The organism is Mycobacterium sp. (genome assembly GCF_032159565.1).
Taxonomy (GTDB): domain Bacteria; phylum Actinomycetota; class Actinomycetes; order Mycobacteriales; family Mycobacteriaceae; genus Mycobacterium.
In genome coordinates this window covers 16,091-30,094 of the sequence record NZ_JAVHWR010000214.1, presented here as the reverse complement: position 1 = coordinate 30,094, position 14,004 = coordinate 16,091, and the positions used below count along the sequence as shown (strand labels likewise).

Sequence of the window (14,004 nt, the reverse complement as noted above, 5' to 3'; positions counted from 1 at the left end):
CCCACGCCGCGAAGTCAGTACCGGTATGCGAAAACTCGTGATCACCCAGAACATGACGCTGGACGGGTCGATCGAGATGCTCGACGAGTGGTTCGACCCACAGTTACAGGACGACGAGTTACTGGCCGAGAGCCACCGCCAGGACGCCGACTCCGACGCGCTGCTGCTCGGGCGCCGTACCTTCGAGGATTTCCGCGGTTACTGGCCGAGTCGCAGCGACGATAAGACTGGGATCACCGACTACCTGAACGGGGTGGCCAAATATGTGGTCTCGACGACGATGACCGACCCGCTTTGGATGAACTCGACGATCGTCTCGCGCGACCCCGTGCGGCGGGTACGCGCCTTGAAGTCCGAGACCGGAAACGACATCGTGCTCACGGGCAGCATCAGCCTCGCCCACAGCTTGATTGCGGCCGGCCTGGTGGACGAGTACCGGCTGTTCGTCCACCCCGCCGTCCAAGGTCGCGGCCGCAGGTTGTTTCCCGAAGGCGCGCCTAGATCGACGTCGACGTTGACGTTGGCCGGACCGCCGAAGTCATTCGCGTCGGGCATCGTTTTGCTGCGGTACACCACCCGGTGAAACGGCCGAACCGCTCATAGGGTGCGGTCGTGCTGCCACACTGTTGTCGTGGACATCGAGCATCCCGAAGCGGACAAGCGATGGGATGACGATCGCGACGAGACCGAAGCACAACGGCTGGACCGTAATTGGTCAAGCCTGCTGCAAGAGCTAAGGGTGAGTCAGACCGGTGTTCAGCTGCTCACCGGTTTCCTGCTGACCTTGCCGTTTCAGCAACGCTTCACAGAACTCGACGGCACGATGCGCACGGCCTACCTCGTCACGGTCGCGTGTTCGCTCGGGGCGACCGTGCTGCTGGTTGCGCCGGTCGGCATGCACAGGGTGTTGTTTCGCAGGCACCGTTTGGATGCACTCATGTCGGCTTCCCACGCCTGCGCCCTCGCGGGCCTGATCCTGCTCGGTGTGGCGCTCGTCGGCGTCGCCGTGGTCATTTTCAACACCGTTGTAGGACGGACCGGTGCCTGGATTGCGGGCGGCGCCACACTGGCGGCGTTCGTTACGTTCTGGTTCCTGGTTCCGCTACCGCTTCGTCGCCGAAGCGACAGGTCTTATTGACGTTTGTGCCGCGCTGGCCGGGGGAACCCCCCGACCATGTTGATCCGACGAATCGCGCGCCCCCTGCTGTCAGTGGCTTTCATCGGGCAGGGTGTGGATGCCCTTCGCAATCCCAAACCCGCCGCCGACGCGGCGCGACCTGCCCTCGAGGGCATCCGCCAGCTCCCCGATCCGATCGGCACGAAGGTGCCGTCGGATGCCGAGACCTTCGCGCGGATCAACGCCGCGGTGCAGGTCGGCGGAGGGCTGCTGTTGGCCACCGGCAAGGCGCCGCGGTTGGCCTCTGCGGCTTTGGCCTTCACCGTTGTTCCGGGCAGCATCGGCGGCCACATGTTCTGGAACGCCTCCGACCCCCAACGCAAGGCCGACGAGCGCCGCGCCTTCCTCACCGACCTGAGCCTGCTCGGTGGGTTGATCATCGCCGCGGTGGACACCGAGGGCAAGCCGTCGCTCGGATGGCGTGGCCGCCGCGCGGCGCGCAAGATGTCCGAGGCCGTCAGCTCCGCACTTCCGGTCGGCGCCGCCACCGGTGGGGCGCTGGCCGACAGCGCCATCGCCGAAAGGTTGGGCCACGGCCTGCACGCGGCCCGGGAACGCGGTGCCGAACTGGCCGACGTCGCTCGTGACCGCGCACCGGAAATCGCCGAGGCAGCGCGTGAGCGCGCCGCCGTACTTGCCGAGATCGCGCGCGAACGCGGACCCGAGCTGGCCGAGGCCGCCCGCGGACGCGCCGCGGAACTGGCCGAGGTCGCACGCGATCGCGCACCCGAGTTCGCCGACGCGGCGCGCGGACGCGCCGAAGCCGCGCGTGACCGGGCGGGCGATCTTGCCGTCACCGCAAGGAAAGAGTCCAAGAAGCAGTCCAAGAAACAGCGCCGCCGCTTGAGTTGAGTCGCACCCTGCGTGCGAGCCGGTCGGTAGATTGACCGCTTATGACAACCGATCCGGCGCCAGGACAGTACGGAAGCGATCCGAGGAAATATCCGCCACCGTTTCCCGCGAACCTCGAAGCGGGCGGGTTAGCCGTTCGGTTCTTCGCCCGTCTCATCGACGGGCTCATCGTCGGGATCGCCAGCGTTGTGCTGTTCCTCGTCACCGACACGTTGTCCAACTACTGGGTGACGGGTTTGTTCACCGGGGCACTGACGTTCGTCTACTTCCTGGCATTCGAGATCACCCAGGGCTGGACGCCCGGCAAGAAGCTCCTCGGTCTACGTGTGCACGGCCCCGGCGGTGCCCCTAAGCCGACTGCTCAGCAGTCCGCAATCCGCAACGCGTGGACGCTGTTTCCGATCATTCCGATCATCGGCGGGCTGCTCGGGTTCATCGCCATCGTCGTGATCGCGCTGACCATCAACGGCAGCCCGACCAAGCAGGGCAAGCACGATGAGTTGGCCGGCGGCACCCAGGTCGTCAAGGGCTGACCGGGTCTACTTCCTCCGTGCGTCCGGGCGCTCAGATCACCAATCCGAGCAGCAGCACCAGCACCAGCCCGGTGACCGAGAGCACGGTCTCCATCAACGACCAGGTCTTGATGGTCTGACCCACACTCATCCCGAAGTACTCCTTCACCAGCCAGAAGCCGGCGTCGTTGACGTGGGAGAAGAAGACCGAGCCCGCTCCGACGGCGAGCACGATCAGCGACACCTCTCCGGTGCTCATCCCCTCGACCAACCCGAGCATCAACGAGGATGCGGTGATCGTGGCGACCGTCGCCGACCCCGTTGCCAGCCGGATCAATACGGCGAGCACCCAGGCCAACAGGATGGTCGAGATATGGGCCGCGGTAGCCCATTCGGCCAGTTTCGTACCGATGCCGGTGTCAACGAGGACCTGCTTGAACCCGCCGCCTGCGGCGACGATCAAGATGATGCCCGCGACGGGCGGCAACGATGTCTCCAGGCACTTGGCGATCTGGTCACGCGTCATGGCCGCACCGCGACCGAGCGTGAACATGCCGACCACGACCGCGATCAACAACGCCATCAAGGGACGGCCGATGATGTCGAAAGTCTGCCTCAGCGTGGCGTTTTCGTCGTCGATGAAGATGTCGACGAGCGCCTTGCCCATCATCAACGCCACCGGCAGCAGAACCGAGAACAGCGTCACGCCGAACGACGGACGCTGACGTTGCGTGCGCGTGGCGGTTTGCGTCGCCGCTCCGGCTCCGCCCGCTTCCACCTCACCCGCGGCGGCCCCGGCTCCCCCGTTACCGCCGAAGTCGTCGGCGTCGAACCGGTCGGGCACATCCAGAACCACCCAGCGCCCTGCCAGACGTCCGAACAGCGGCCCGGCCACGATCACTGTCGGAATGGCGACAGCGACACCGAGCGCCAGTGTGATGCCGAGGTCGGCGCCGAGCAGGTCGATGGCGGTGAGCGGCCCGGGGTGCGGCGGCACCAGTCCGTGCATGGCGGAAAGCCCTGCCAGCGCCGGTATTCCGACCGTGACCAGTGACAGCTGCGAGCGCTTGGCCACCAGATAGATCACCGGCATCAGCAACACCAGGCCGATCTCGAAGAACATCGGCAGGCCGATGATCGCGCCGACCAGCGCCATCGCCCATGGCAGCGCCCTTGGCGACGCGTGGCCGACGATGGTGTCGACGATCTCGTCGGCGCCGCCGGAGTCGGCCAGCAGTTTGGCGAACATCGCCCCGAGTGCGATCAACACCCCCACCCCAGCCGCCGTCGTTCCGAATCCGTCGGCGAACGATTCCAGAACATCGCCCATGTTGACCCCGGCCACGATGCCAACGGTGATGCCGCCGAAGATCAGCGCCAGGAACGGATGCAGCTTGGCGACGGTGATCAACACGACGATGAGCGCGATGCCCGCGAGTGCGGCGAGCACCAGTTGCCAGCCGGCCGCGACGGGTTCGGCCAACTCGGTGTCGGCCGCCAAGACCGTGATTGCCGGGGTCATTTCGTCTCCTGTTCGGTTGCGCGCGAGGCGGATAACGCGAGATAGGTTTCGACTATCGAGTCGATGTCCTGGTCGACGTCGATGGTGACGCCGTGTTCGTCGGCCGCAAGGGGCTCGAGTGTCTGAAACTGCGAAGCCACCAGCGACGCGGGCATGAAGTGCCCCGGGCGGCTGGCCTGACGCCGACCGATCACCTCCGGTGACCCGGCGAGGTGAAGGAAGATGACTTCTGGACAATGCCGCCGCAGCTGGTCGCGATACTTGTGTTTCAGCGCCGAGCAGCTCATCACGCCGCCGTCTTTGCAGCGCACGCCGAGCCAGTGCCCGATCGCCTCCAGCCACGGGAACCGGTCGTCGTCGTTCAACGGCTTGCCGGACGTCATCTTCTGGATGTTCGCGGGTGGATGGAAGTCGTCGGCGTCGGCGAACGGCATGCGCGTGCGCTGCGCCAACGCCGCGCCCACCGTCGACTTGCCGGAGCCGGAAACGCCCATCACGACGATCGGTGACCGCATCCACACCACCTACCCTTTTGTGCCTGACGTCACACAGCTTGCATTAATCGTCATATGATTGCAAGCAGGTCACAAAAAGATCTGCTGTTAAAGACCGACAGCAACCGTATGACAAGATGTATAGGTGGCATCGCCATCAAACGTCAGCGCGTTGCATCGCAATCTGCTGGCCGCGCTCGGCACCGGAATCGCTTCCGGGAAGCATCCGCCCGGGCAGGTGCTCACGCTCGACGGCGTCAGCGCCGAACACGGAGTCTCTCGCAGCGTTGCCCGTGAAGCGATCCGGGTGCTCGAGTCGATGGGCATGGTGGCGTCCCGCCGCCGGGTCGGCATCACGATCCAGCCTTCGGAGAAATGGAACGTCTTCGACCCGGTGGTGATCCGGTGGCGCCTCGAATCCGATGACCGGGCAGCCGTTCTGGTGTCACTGTCCGAACTTCGACGGGGCTTCGAGCCTGCCGCGGCCGCGCTGGCCGCCCGCCGAGCGGATCCGCATCAATGCCGCATCATGGCAGCGGCGGCGTCGGACATGGTGATGCACGGGCGCGCCGGTGATCTGGAGTCCTACCTGTTGGCGGACAAGGTATTTCACCGGACACTGTTGGAGGCCAGCGGCAACGAGATGTTCCGTGCCCTCAACGATGTTGTGGCCGAGATACTGACCGGGCGCACGCACCACCACATGATGCCTGCCACGCCGGATCCGAGGGCTATCGAGTTGCATGACGAGGTCGCCCGCGCCATCCGGCTGCGCGATGAGGCCGCCGCCGAACTCGCCATGCGCGCGATCATCGACGAGGCCGCCGCGGCCGTGGCCGACGAGTTCTCCGTCGACGCCGATTAGGCGGGCGGCGGCAGCAGTTCGAAGGTCATCATCAAACCTCTGACGCCGGACACCGTCACGGTGTGCGGCGTCCACACGCCGTCGGCATCGAGATCACAGTGGGCCACCGCTCCGATCGTGCCTTGCAGGCCCGACTCACACGACACCACTTTCACCTGCGGCCCTCCGGAGTCAGCGACCAGTCTCGCGACGACGTCCTCGAGTTGTCGTGGCGACACCGCGGGCGCCATCTCGTAGTCGATCGCCGCGCCGTCGACGGCGGTGACCGTGACGATCGGCTCGAAGCTGTTGCTCGCACTCACGACGACCTCGCAGTGGGCGGTCGTGCCCACGTCGCCGACCAGGTCCTGCCGGCAGGTCACCGACTCCGGCTTCTCGCCGGCATCGGCGAGCCGCTGCGCGATGTCCTGCTGCAGTGCCGTCCTGGAGACCGTGGGTACATTGAGGCCGCCGCCGTTCACAGTGCAGCCGGACAGCGCACCGCACAGCAACCCGGCCGCAGCCAGAACGGCAGTCGGTAGATGCACCCAACCTCCTGGTGTTTGCTAAATCTGCATGGCTCGTGGATTTCGACAGACGGTATCAGGAGAAACGAACGGAGCTAATTAACTGTGACAACGGGCAGGCAACCACGGCTGGCACGTCGGTTCTTCGATCGGTTCGAACCGGTGCACGCCGTGACCTACTTCTCGCCGGAAAGCCGGGCGGCATTCGATGGTCTCGGCTACCGCGGATTCTGGATGGGTTACTTCGCGGGACGATCCGCTCCGTTGGGAATCGTGCCCGCGCAAGTCGTGACCGCGCTGTTCTACAACTTCGCCGCCAGTCGGGTGGCGAAGGCGCTACCCGCCGCATGGGAAGTCGCCCCGCCCGGCGCGGCGTTGCGTGCCCGTGAGGACTCCGCGGTCGCCACATTGCGGCGATACGGGCTGACGGACGACGGCGTTCGGCAGGCCGCCGACCTCGCCGCCAAGGCCGCGCGCAGCGCGCCACTCGACGGCAGACCCTTGTTCGCCGCCAACTCAGCGCTGCCATGGCCCACCGAACCGCTGGCCACGTTGTGGCATGCCACGACGCTGCTTCGCGAGCAGCGAGGCGATGCGCATGTGGCCGTGTTGGCGTCGTCCGGACTGTCCGGCCGCGAGTGCAACGTTCTGCACGCCGCGGCAGGCCGGGTTCCGCCGGAAATGATCATGCGCGGCCGGGACTACGACGAGGACCAGTGGCGCCACCATGCGAACCGGTTGACCGAGCGCGGCCTGTTAGACGGTCACGGCGCACTCACCGACGCCGGTCGCGCGCTCAAACAGCACATCGAGGACGCCACCGATGTGCTGGCCCTCAGTGCACTCGAGGGACTCGACGACGCAGAAGTCGAAGACCTCTTTCGGGCTCTCACCCCGCTCGCCAGGGCGGTTGTCGCGGGCGGGGGCGTCCCCGCCGCCACTCCCATGGGCCTCAACCGGGATGAACTCGACGACGACAGCGCGCGGCTCTAGCTCTTCTTGACGGGGTCGTGGCCCCAGTCCATCAGTGAGTAGCGCCATGCAGTTTTCTCGACGTCGCCGGAAGGTCGCTGCGCAAGATGACGTTTCGTGTAACCGACGACTTTGCGCATATGCGAGTAGTCGCTGTCGGACAGGTCCGACTTCTTCGACTTGAGAATCTTGATGATGTGGCGGCCGCTTTCATGCCCCGTCGACTCGCCGCTGCCACCGGATTTCTGGCCCACCGACTTCGACTCGTCGGTGTCCAGCCATTTCTCCAGTTCGGTCGCCGTCATGTTGACGGCGTCGTCGAACTCCCTCTTGGTATCGCTGTTGTCGTCGGGCACTGTCGGTCACTTCTTCTTCAGCGACTCGGGCTTGTGCACGGCATCATCGCCACTCTTCTCGCTGTGCACCCGGTATTGCGGATCGTCCTTGGATGCGCGCACGGTGCGCTTGGCCGCCTTGGTGTCGCTGGTGATCTTCTCCTCGACGGTGCCCTCGGCCGTACTGCCATGGCTCTGCCAGCTGACCTTGTCGCCTTTCTTGAATTCCTTGCTCATGCGGTCGGTCTACCCGCTCGCCGGATGGTCGATTCATCGGTTCGCGAGCGACCGCGGAATGTCACAATTGCGTCGTGTCGCCGCGCAGACTCCCCTCGCTGGGGGCCTCGCCGTCATCGCACGTTGCGGTTCCACTCCAGCCAACCGACGCCGGTCCGACCGTCCGCGGTGGCGACCGACGCCCACGCGCGGGGGAAGTGGCTGACCCGGCCGTCGGTCGCGGTGAGCAGAGCCGGGGCGTGACCCTTGATCTGCACGGTGGCGGTGACATCGCCGGGCCTGAAGGTGAGTTCGGTGGTCAAGGGTAAATCGTTGTCGCCGAACGTTTCCCGGGCCGTAACCGCTAGCAGCTCGATCAGTGCCCCTTCAGACGGCTGGATGTAGCCGACGCCCAGCGGCGGTGCGCCGGGGATCCGCAGATCGACACCGTGCAGATGAGTTCCGTCGCGCAGGTGCAGAGCGCTCCACACCCAGTCCATGCCCCACCAGTCGCGCACTCCCCACGAATGGTCGCGCTGTCCCGGTACCGCATGCACCTCGACCGTCCTGCCGTCGAAGGCGACGGTGCCCGACACCGTGCACGGGATCTCGTATCTGGGTGTCAGGCGGTAGAGGTACGGGGTGCCCGCCGTCGTCCAACACAGATCCATCGACAGCTCAACCGGGCGCCCCGACTCCCCTCGCAGCAGTGCGGACGGGTCGCCATACGCCTGGCCGCGACCGCGCAGGCTGACGCGATAGCGCCGCAACGGGTCGGTGGCCGCCTGCGTGAACTCGACGGCGTCGGTGCCGACGACACCGGGATCGTCGGGCGGCGCCAGGTGGAAGTCGTTCACGGCGACGGTCGGAATATCGGGACCGCACAGCAGCGCGTTCACCCATGCCGTCTGTTGGTTGGGGGTCAGGCCCAACCGGAACCAGCCGCCGATGCCCTGCCCTTCGTCGACGAAGTCGGCGTACCAGCTCTCGCTCCACAGTGGCTCGTCGCCGGGTTGATGCACGCCCTCGTCGTCGGCGCAGGGCTGCAGCGCTTCGGGCGCCGCGGGAGCGGGCAGCGTCGCCAGCGCGTCGTTGTCGAGCACATGCTGACTGTGCCTGCGCAACATGGTCATGAACATCTCGTCGCCACGCTCGGTGCGCTCGACGAGCATCGAGGAGACGATCGCCATCATCACCCCGAAGAAACTTTGGCCGCGAACGCCGTCGCGAACATCCTCCAGGCTGAGTTCGGGCTCCGGGCCCAGCGCATCGTGGTAGGTGCGCAGCAGCGCGTCGTAGTTGTCTCGGCGGATGTCGTCGGGTAGTGCGCAGCCGAGAAAATAAGCGACGTCGATCATCGCGGGGCCCCAGGTCACGGTCTGCCAGTCGACGACGGTGAGCGGCCGTTCGGCGCCCTGCTGTCCGAAAAGCATGTTGTCGAGCCGGTAGTCGCCGTGCACCAGCCCGTGCATCCGGTCGGCCGCCGACTCTCCAGCGAGGTACGCGTCGAAGCAGGCGACCAGCTTCTCGCACACGTCGCGATGCGCCGGCTCGATGCGATCCGCATAGCGTTCAGCGAATCCCGCATACAGCTGCGCGATGAGTGCCTGGTTCATCGGTCCCTCGCGGTTCAGCCATTGCACGTCGGCCATCGCCGTCTGACCTAGCAACGGCGCGTGCAGCCGGCCCAGCTGGGCCATCGCCAGCATCGCCTGTTCCACTGTGGCACCGCGAATCTCGTCGCCGACGACCGCCGGAGCGGCATCGCCGAGCAGAAGGTGAAACACACCCGTCTGGTCGTCGAAGCCCGAGCTGTAGCACGGCGCGACGGGACCACCGATGCGCGGTGCGATGTCGGTGTAGAACCGCACCTCACGTTCGTAGAGCCCCAGCGCAAGACCAGTCTGCCTGCTCGCCGGATCGGTTGCCGCGACCTTGAGCACGACGGATCCCGGACCGGTCTGCCCCTGCGCGTAAGTCAGTGCGACGCGGTAGCATTCGCTCATCTGGCCGGTGCCGATCCGCTCGGTGACGAAACGTTCGACTGTGCCCGCAGCCAGCGCAGCCGTCAGCCACTCCGCGGTCAGCTCGTCTGGCCCCTCGATGTCAGTGACCGGCACTTGTGCTCTCCGTGTGGCAGGTGTCCGGCGGTGTGCCGACGACGTCGAGCGCCGGGTTGCGGTCGAAGAAGCCGTACGGCTTGAGCCAGAAGGACACCACGTCGGCCGGCATCACCGGCCAGTCCTCAGGTCGGGTGATGTGGTGGATGCCGAACACGTACCAGAGCACGACGTCGGTGTTCTCGATGTTGCGGTCCGCCTTGGTCCATTCGGCGAGCCCGGTGTCCTTCGACGACTGGTTGACGAATTCGCCTGCCGGCCAGCGCTCACCGGGACTGTTCGGGGTCACCCACAAGGTGTGTCCGATGACGGTGGCGCGCTGGAACACCGGGGAGGCGGTATCGAACATCATCGGTATCGCGCCACTGGGCACCAGCTTGTACGACGGATGCGTGCCCAGACCGTTGACGACGTTGGTGTTGACCACTTTCCACGACCGCTGCGTCGCGAAGTTGACGTCTTGCTTGCCCTCGCTCTCCGTTTTCAGCGGGACGCTGCGCAGCACAACGGAGAGTCCGTATGGATTGTCGGACCCCATCGGCTCGGCATACGACTCCGACATGAAGACCGTGTTGTCGCCGCCGTCGACGTCCATGTCGAGCCGGGCCACCAGAAAGTGTTGATGGAACGGTGCATACGTGCGTTCGTCGACGAGCGTTCCGTTCGGATGCGGCTGTCCTTGCGCCACCGGTGTGGTCACCATGATGCCGGTGGCGCGGATCTCGCATTCGATGTTGCCATCCTGGTAGAGCCGCCAGTAGGCGAGGTATTCGTAGTTGGCGACGGTGACGTGGAACGAGATCGTCAGCCTGCGCATCCGCCGCACCTCGGCGCCGGCGTCGTGGTCGACGTGCTTCCACAGCACGGCGTTGTCTTCCTCGTGGATACAGATGGCGTTGGTGATGGTGTAGGGCTCGCCCGTGCTGTTGTGCAGCACCGCGTCCAGATAGCGGATTTCGCCGAGACAATCGCAGCCCAGCTCGAGCGAGGTCGTCATGAAGCCGAGGCCCCACTCGCCGATGTCGAATGCGGTGCGCCGGTAGTGATCCTCGGATGAGTCGCGGTAGGGCACGATCATCTCGGCCAGTGAGATCCGGTGTGCCACCGAACGGGTCCGGTCCCCGTCGCGGTAGCCGATGGTGTGCAGGGTCATGCCTTCGCGGTGGTTGAACCCGACCCGCAACGACCAGTTCTGCCACTGCAGCAGATTGCCGTCGAGGGTGAAGGAAACCCCTTCGGGCTGCGTGAGGTGCAGCGGCTTGAGCGGCTCACGTCGCGACGCGGAGCGGATGCGCTCCGGGATGTGCTTGGGCACGTACTCGCCCATCACGTTCGGTTCGTCGACCCCGCCGTTGTCCTCGACCCGCAGCACTTGCATGGTGTTGACGTCGATGACGCAGTGCAGCCCGCTGACCGGGTGGGCGTAGGGACTCTGCCCCGGACCGTCCTTGCGCCAGGTGTCCGACCAGCCGAGGCGCCGATCGCGGTACTCCGGAGGTGCGACGGCGTCGCCGTAGGTCCAGGTGTCGACGAACACCAGGTCCGTGTCCGTGATGCCGCGCTTCTCCAGTGCCGCGATGAACTCGGGATGCTTGCGGACCAGCTCGTCGCACTCGAGGAACTCGTCGACGGTGAAGTTGGCCTGCACGCCGGGGATGTGGTCGAACGATTCGACGGTGTCGTCGTCGAGCGACACCACGCCCTTGTAGGTGGCGTTGGTGGCGCGCTGCAGGCAGATCACCTCGGCGCGGCGAGGCGGGCTCGCACCCCCGCCGTCGAAGTCCGCCAGCTCTGTCTTCGTCGGTTCGACGAGTTCGATGGAAGCGATCCGCCAGCCCAACTCGGATGTCGCCGGCACCCCGGCTCCGGTGCCCGATGTCGCCGGCACCCCGGCTCCGGTGTCCGATGTCGCCGGCACCCCGGCTCCCACCCCGTGCTCGCGCCTCAGGATCGCCGCCACCGCCGTGAACTCGTCGGCTGACAGCGGATCCAATGGGTGGCTCACCCGAACACGCAATCACATGAGGCGATCCCGCGCAGGAGGTTCGGCTCCCTTTGAGTCCCGCCGATCAACGTTCCGCAGAGGGCTTCTCGCAGTTTTTCTGCGAAACGTCGATCGCTGTGGCTTCCGCCGCGGCGGAGCACGCAGCCCAGGGTTACTAGCGCGACGCCAACGTGAAGCCCGCCCACGCCTCGCGACGGTTGCCGTGCGGGTCGTGCACGACGTGAGACCGGCGATCGAACACCATCACCGCACGGTCGGCGCGCGTATAGGCCGGCCAGTCGTCACCGGGCACGCCGGTGCGGCTGAACTCACGCCATCGTGTCTGCACGTCGTCGCTCACCCGCCGTGCCGACCGACCGTCGGCGGCCGCGGTGAGCAACGAGCCGAACCGCGTGCGGTACACGTCGAAGACGGCGAACAGCTCCGTCGCGTGCGTCGCGCCCAGCCCCGACCAGTGCAACGTGCGCGGTGCGTAGTCGTAGCGGTACCGATAGGTCGGCGCGTGAATACTGTGCGCCTCGGCGATCTGCCACGCCGCCGTGCCGAAGGCGAAGTCACCGCCCAGCCGAATGCAGGCGGCCTCGTCCGGATAGCCGGGGTAGGCCGAGGTTATACGTTCGCGCTGTTCGGGTTCGAGGCCGCAGAGCAGAGCCTCGATCATCGACTCGTTCGTCGGCAGCAGCTTGAGCCATCGGGTGAACAGCCTGCCCTCGTGAGCATTGCTCCCGATGATGAGCGGCACGGGGTGCACCGTCCCGGTCCGCATCGCCTCGACCGGGTCGAGCGGCAGGTAGTCGGTGCCGCTGGTCGGGCCGACCGCGAACGCGCCGAGCATGCCCGACTGCGCATCCTTGATCAGCTCGTCGAGGGTGTTCACCAGCTTGGCGGGCCTGGCCGCCATCAACGCCTGTGCCGCGTCCTGTTTGGTCACCCCGAGCAGCGAGGCGAACTGCTCGGCGTATTGCGCCCTGACATCGGAAGTCCCCACCATGCCGCTGGCCGGGCTCTCCGAGATGGCATGCGCGAAAAGGCCTTTCGCCGCCGGCACCGCGAGCAATGTCGCTACCGCCTGTGCGCCCGCGCTTTCGCCGAAGATCGTCACGTTGTCCGGGTCCCCGCCGAACGCCGCGACGTTGTCGCGCACCCATCGCAGCGCCAGGACGAGGTCGCGCAGGAACAGGTTGTCGTCGATGGTCACGTCCCCGGTCGACAGCGACGAGAGGTCGAGGCAGCCGAGCGCCCCCACCCGGTAGTTCACCGAGACGTAGACGCAACCCTTACGGGCCAGCGCCGCACCGTCGTAGATCGGCGTTGCGGAGCTGCCGAGGATATAGCCGCCGCCGTGGATGAACACCATGACGGGCATCGGTTCGTCACGTCGCCGCTTGGGCGTGGTGACGTTCAGCGTCAGGCAGTCCTCCCCCATCGACTGATACCTGCCGACACCCAGCGCCGTGTACATGCGCTGCTGTGGAGCGCAGTGGCCGAACCCGTGGCAGTAGCGCACACCCGGCCACGGCTGCACCGGCCGCGGCGCCTTGAATCGCAGCGGACCCGTCGGCGGCTGGGCGAACGGAATCGAACGCCACCGGTGCACGCCGTCGCGGGTGAAGCCCTCGACGGTCCCGGAGCCGGTCGTTGCGCGGACGACGTGTTCGTGCATGAATCGACCGTATCGAACGAACTCGCGGGCCGCGCCTTGCCGGTATTCGGTTGTCGGCCCGCTAACCTGGCCGGTATGCGGATTGCTGTGCTGATCGCGGCGTCTGTGCTGGTCGGGGGCTGTTCCCAGGGAGTTGGCGGAGATGCCAAGCGGACCGAGCCCTCCGTGTCGGCCCCGACAAGGACGACAACGTCACCGCCGCGCACCACCACCTCGACGCCGACGCCCCCGGTCAAGCCGCCGGAACCGGGTGCCGACGTCGCCGACGCGATCATGTTCATCGAATCGGGGACCCCGGCCGACGTGAGCCGGTTTCACACCGCCACCAGGGACGGTGCCGCGACGCAACTCGGTGACGACGTCGCGTTCACCACACCGTCGGGCAAAACGCAGTGCATGACCGACTCGAAGAACTTCGGCGGCGCGCTGGCGTGCCTGGTGGACCTCACGATTCCGCCGCTTCAGCCGCCCGACGTGTACGGCCAATGGAAGGGCGGCTGGGTCGACTTCGCCGGCCCCAGCATCGAAATAGGTTCGACGCACGGCGATCCCGGCCGGTTCGGCAACGGCACCGGCCCGGAACTGCCCTACGGATCGGCGCTCGCCTTCGGCGACTATCGGTGCCGGTCAGACCCGGCCGGGCTGTACTGCGTCAACTACGCCAACCAGTCGGCCGCCCGGTTCAGCGACGCGGGCATCGTCGCCTTCGGATGCCTCCAGAAGGTGACGCCGCCTGCGGGGATCGGCGAGAAGTACAGCTGCTGA

General features: G+C 66.4%; 15 protein-coding genes. 7 read left to right on the top strand and 8 right to left on the bottom strand.

What is annotated here, in order from left to right:
* The first annotated feature begins 25 nt into the window (after positions 1-25).
* Genes QOC76_RS29175 through QOC76_RS29160 form a run of 4 tightly spaced genes read left to right on the top strand, consistent with a single transcriptional unit; the run spans position 26 to position 2,562 of the window.
* Positions 26-583, top strand: a complete 558-nt coding sequence (locus tag QOC76_RS29175; protein ID WP_526363127.1) for a dihydrofolate reductase family protein — start codon at positions 26-28, stop codon at positions 581-583.
* Positions 584-631: 48 nt separating this feature from the next.
* On the top strand, positions 632-1,138 hold the full coding sequence (locus QOC76_RS29170) for a DUF6328 family protein (protein ID WP_526363125.1): 507 nt from the start codon (positions 632-634) through the stop codon (positions 1,136-1,138).
* 36 nt (positions 1,139-1,174) lie between these two features.
* Positions 1,175-2,029 carry a DoxX family protein gene (locus QOC76_RS29165; RefSeq protein ID WP_526363123.1) on the top strand — a complete coding sequence of 285 codons (855 nt, stop codon included), beginning with the start codon at positions 1,175-1,177 and terminating at the stop codon, positions 2,027-2,029.
* Between the two features lie 41 nt (positions 2,030-2,070).
* Entirely contained in the window at positions 2,071-2,562 is a 492-nt protein-coding gene (locus QOC76_RS29160; RefSeq protein WP_526363121.1) for an RDD family protein, read from the top strand.
* A 31-nt stretch (positions 2,563-2,593) separates the two neighbouring features.
* Here QOC76_RS29160 and QOC76_RS29155 read toward each other — a convergent pair whose 3' ends face one another.
* The gene (locus QOC76_RS29155; RefSeq protein WP_526363119.1) at positions 2,594-4,063 is read right to left on the bottom strand and encodes a GntP family permease; all 1,470 of its coding nucleotides are present in this window, start codon (positions 4,061-4,063) and stop codon (positions 2,594-2,596) included.
* Complete coding sequence (locus tag QOC76_RS29150; protein ID WP_526363117.1) at positions 4,060-4,578, bottom strand: gluconokinase; 519 nt, start codon at positions 4,576-4,578, stop codon at positions 4,060-4,062. The genes QOC76_RS29155 and QOC76_RS29150 overlap by 4 nt, the downstream gene beginning before the upstream one ends.
* Positions 4,579-4,702: 124 nt before the next feature.
* On the opposite strand from QOC76_RS29150, the gene QOC76_RS29145 reads away from it, so the two are divergent.
* A complete protein-coding gene (locus tag QOC76_RS29145) occupies positions 4,703-5,422 on the top strand; it encodes a FadR/GntR family transcriptional regulator (RefSeq protein WP_526363115.1) in 720 nt (239 codons plus the stop codon).
* Here QOC76_RS29145 and QOC76_RS29140 read toward each other — a convergent pair.
* On the bottom strand, positions 5,419-5,949 hold the full coding sequence (locus tag QOC76_RS29140; RefSeq protein WP_526363113.1) for a DUF4333 domain-containing protein: 531 nt from the start codon (positions 5,947-5,949) through the stop codon (positions 5,419-5,421). The two genes, QOC76_RS29145 and QOC76_RS29140, sit on opposite strands and share 4 nt — an antisense overlap.
* An 84-nt stretch (positions 5,950-6,033) precedes the next feature.
* Between QOC76_RS29140 and QOC76_RS29135 the strand changes: the two genes are divergently transcribed.
* Positions 6,034-6,921, top strand: a complete 888-nt coding sequence (locus QOC76_RS29135; RefSeq protein WP_526363111.1) for an SCO6745 family protein — start codon at positions 6,034-6,036, stop codon at positions 6,919-6,921.
* On the opposite strand, the gene QOC76_RS29130 is transcribed toward QOC76_RS29135, so the two are convergent.
* From QOC76_RS29130 to QOC76_RS29110, 5 genes are all read right to left on the bottom strand, one after another.
* Positions 6,918-7,256: a DUF3140 domain-containing protein gene (locus tag QOC76_RS29130; protein WP_526363109.1), complete on the bottom strand. Its 339-nt coding sequence runs from the start codon at positions 7,254-7,256 to the stop codon at positions 6,918-6,920. The two genes, QOC76_RS29135 and QOC76_RS29130, sit on opposite strands and share 4 nt — an antisense overlap.
* 6 nt (positions 7,257-7,262) lie before the next feature.
* Positions 7,263-7,472 (bottom strand): HVA1 family protein, encoded by a 210-nt coding sequence (locus QOC76_RS29125; RefSeq protein ID WP_526363107.1) that lies wholly within the window; start codon positions 7,470-7,472, stop codon positions 7,263-7,265.
* A gap of 113 nt (positions 7,473-7,585) precedes the next feature.
* Complete coding sequence (locus tag QOC76_RS29120) at positions 7,586-9,571, bottom strand: DUF7064 domain-containing protein (protein WP_526363105.1); 1,986 nt, start codon at positions 9,569-9,571, stop codon at positions 7,586-7,588.
* On the bottom strand, positions 9,558-11,576 hold the full coding sequence (locus tag QOC76_RS29115; RefSeq protein WP_526363103.1) for a primary-amine oxidase: 2,019 nt from the start codon (positions 11,574-11,576) through the stop codon (positions 9,558-9,560). Before QOC76_RS29115 ends, QOC76_RS29120 begins: the two co-directional genes overlap by 14 nt.
* Positions 11,577-11,730: 154 nt before the next feature.
* The gene (locus QOC76_RS29110) at positions 11,731-13,239 is read right to left on the bottom strand and encodes a carboxylesterase/lipase family protein (RefSeq protein ID WP_526363101.1); all 1,509 of its coding nucleotides are present in this window, start codon (positions 13,237-13,239) and stop codon (positions 11,731-11,733) included.
* A 75-nt stretch (positions 13,240-13,314) separates the two neighbouring features.
* Between QOC76_RS29110 and QOC76_RS29105 the strand changes: the two genes are divergently transcribed.
* The gene (locus QOC76_RS29105) at positions 13,315-14,004 is read left to right on the top strand and encodes a hypothetical protein (RefSeq protein ID WP_526363099.1); all 690 of its coding nucleotides are present in this window, start codon (positions 13,315-13,317) and stop codon (positions 14,002-14,004) included.

Coding starts and splice junctions, on each gene's coding strand:
- QOC76_RS29175 (WP_526363127.1), top strand. CDS start 26: ATGCGAAAACTCGTGATCACCCAGAACATGACGCTGGACGGGTCGATC.
- QOC76_RS29165 (WP_526363123.1), top strand. CDS start 1,175: ATGTTGATCCGACGAATCGCGCGCCCCCTGCTGTCAGTGGCTTTCATC.
- QOC76_RS29160 (WP_526363121.1), top strand. CDS start 2,071: ATGACAACCGATCCGGCGCCAGGACAGTACGGAAGCGATCCGAGGAAA.
- QOC76_RS29155 (WP_526363119.1), bottom strand. CDS start 4,063: ATGACCCCGGCAATCACGGTCTTGGCGGCCGACACCGAGTTGGCCGAA.
- QOC76_RS29150 (WP_526363117.1), bottom strand. CDS start 4,578: ATGCGGTCACCGATCGTCGTGATGGGCGTTTCCGGCTCCGGCAAGTCG.
- QOC76_RS29125 (WP_526363107.1), bottom strand. CDS start 7,472: ATGAGCAAGGAATTCAAGAAAGGCGACAAGGTCAGCTGGCAGAGCCAT.
- QOC76_RS29110 (WP_526363101.1), bottom strand. CDS start 13,239: ATGCACGAACACGTCGTCCGCGCAACGACCGGCTCCGGGACCGTCGAG.
- QOC76_RS29105 (WP_526363099.1), top strand. CDS start 13,315: ATGCGGATTGCTGTGCTGATCGCGGCGTCTGTGCTGGTCGGGGGCTGT.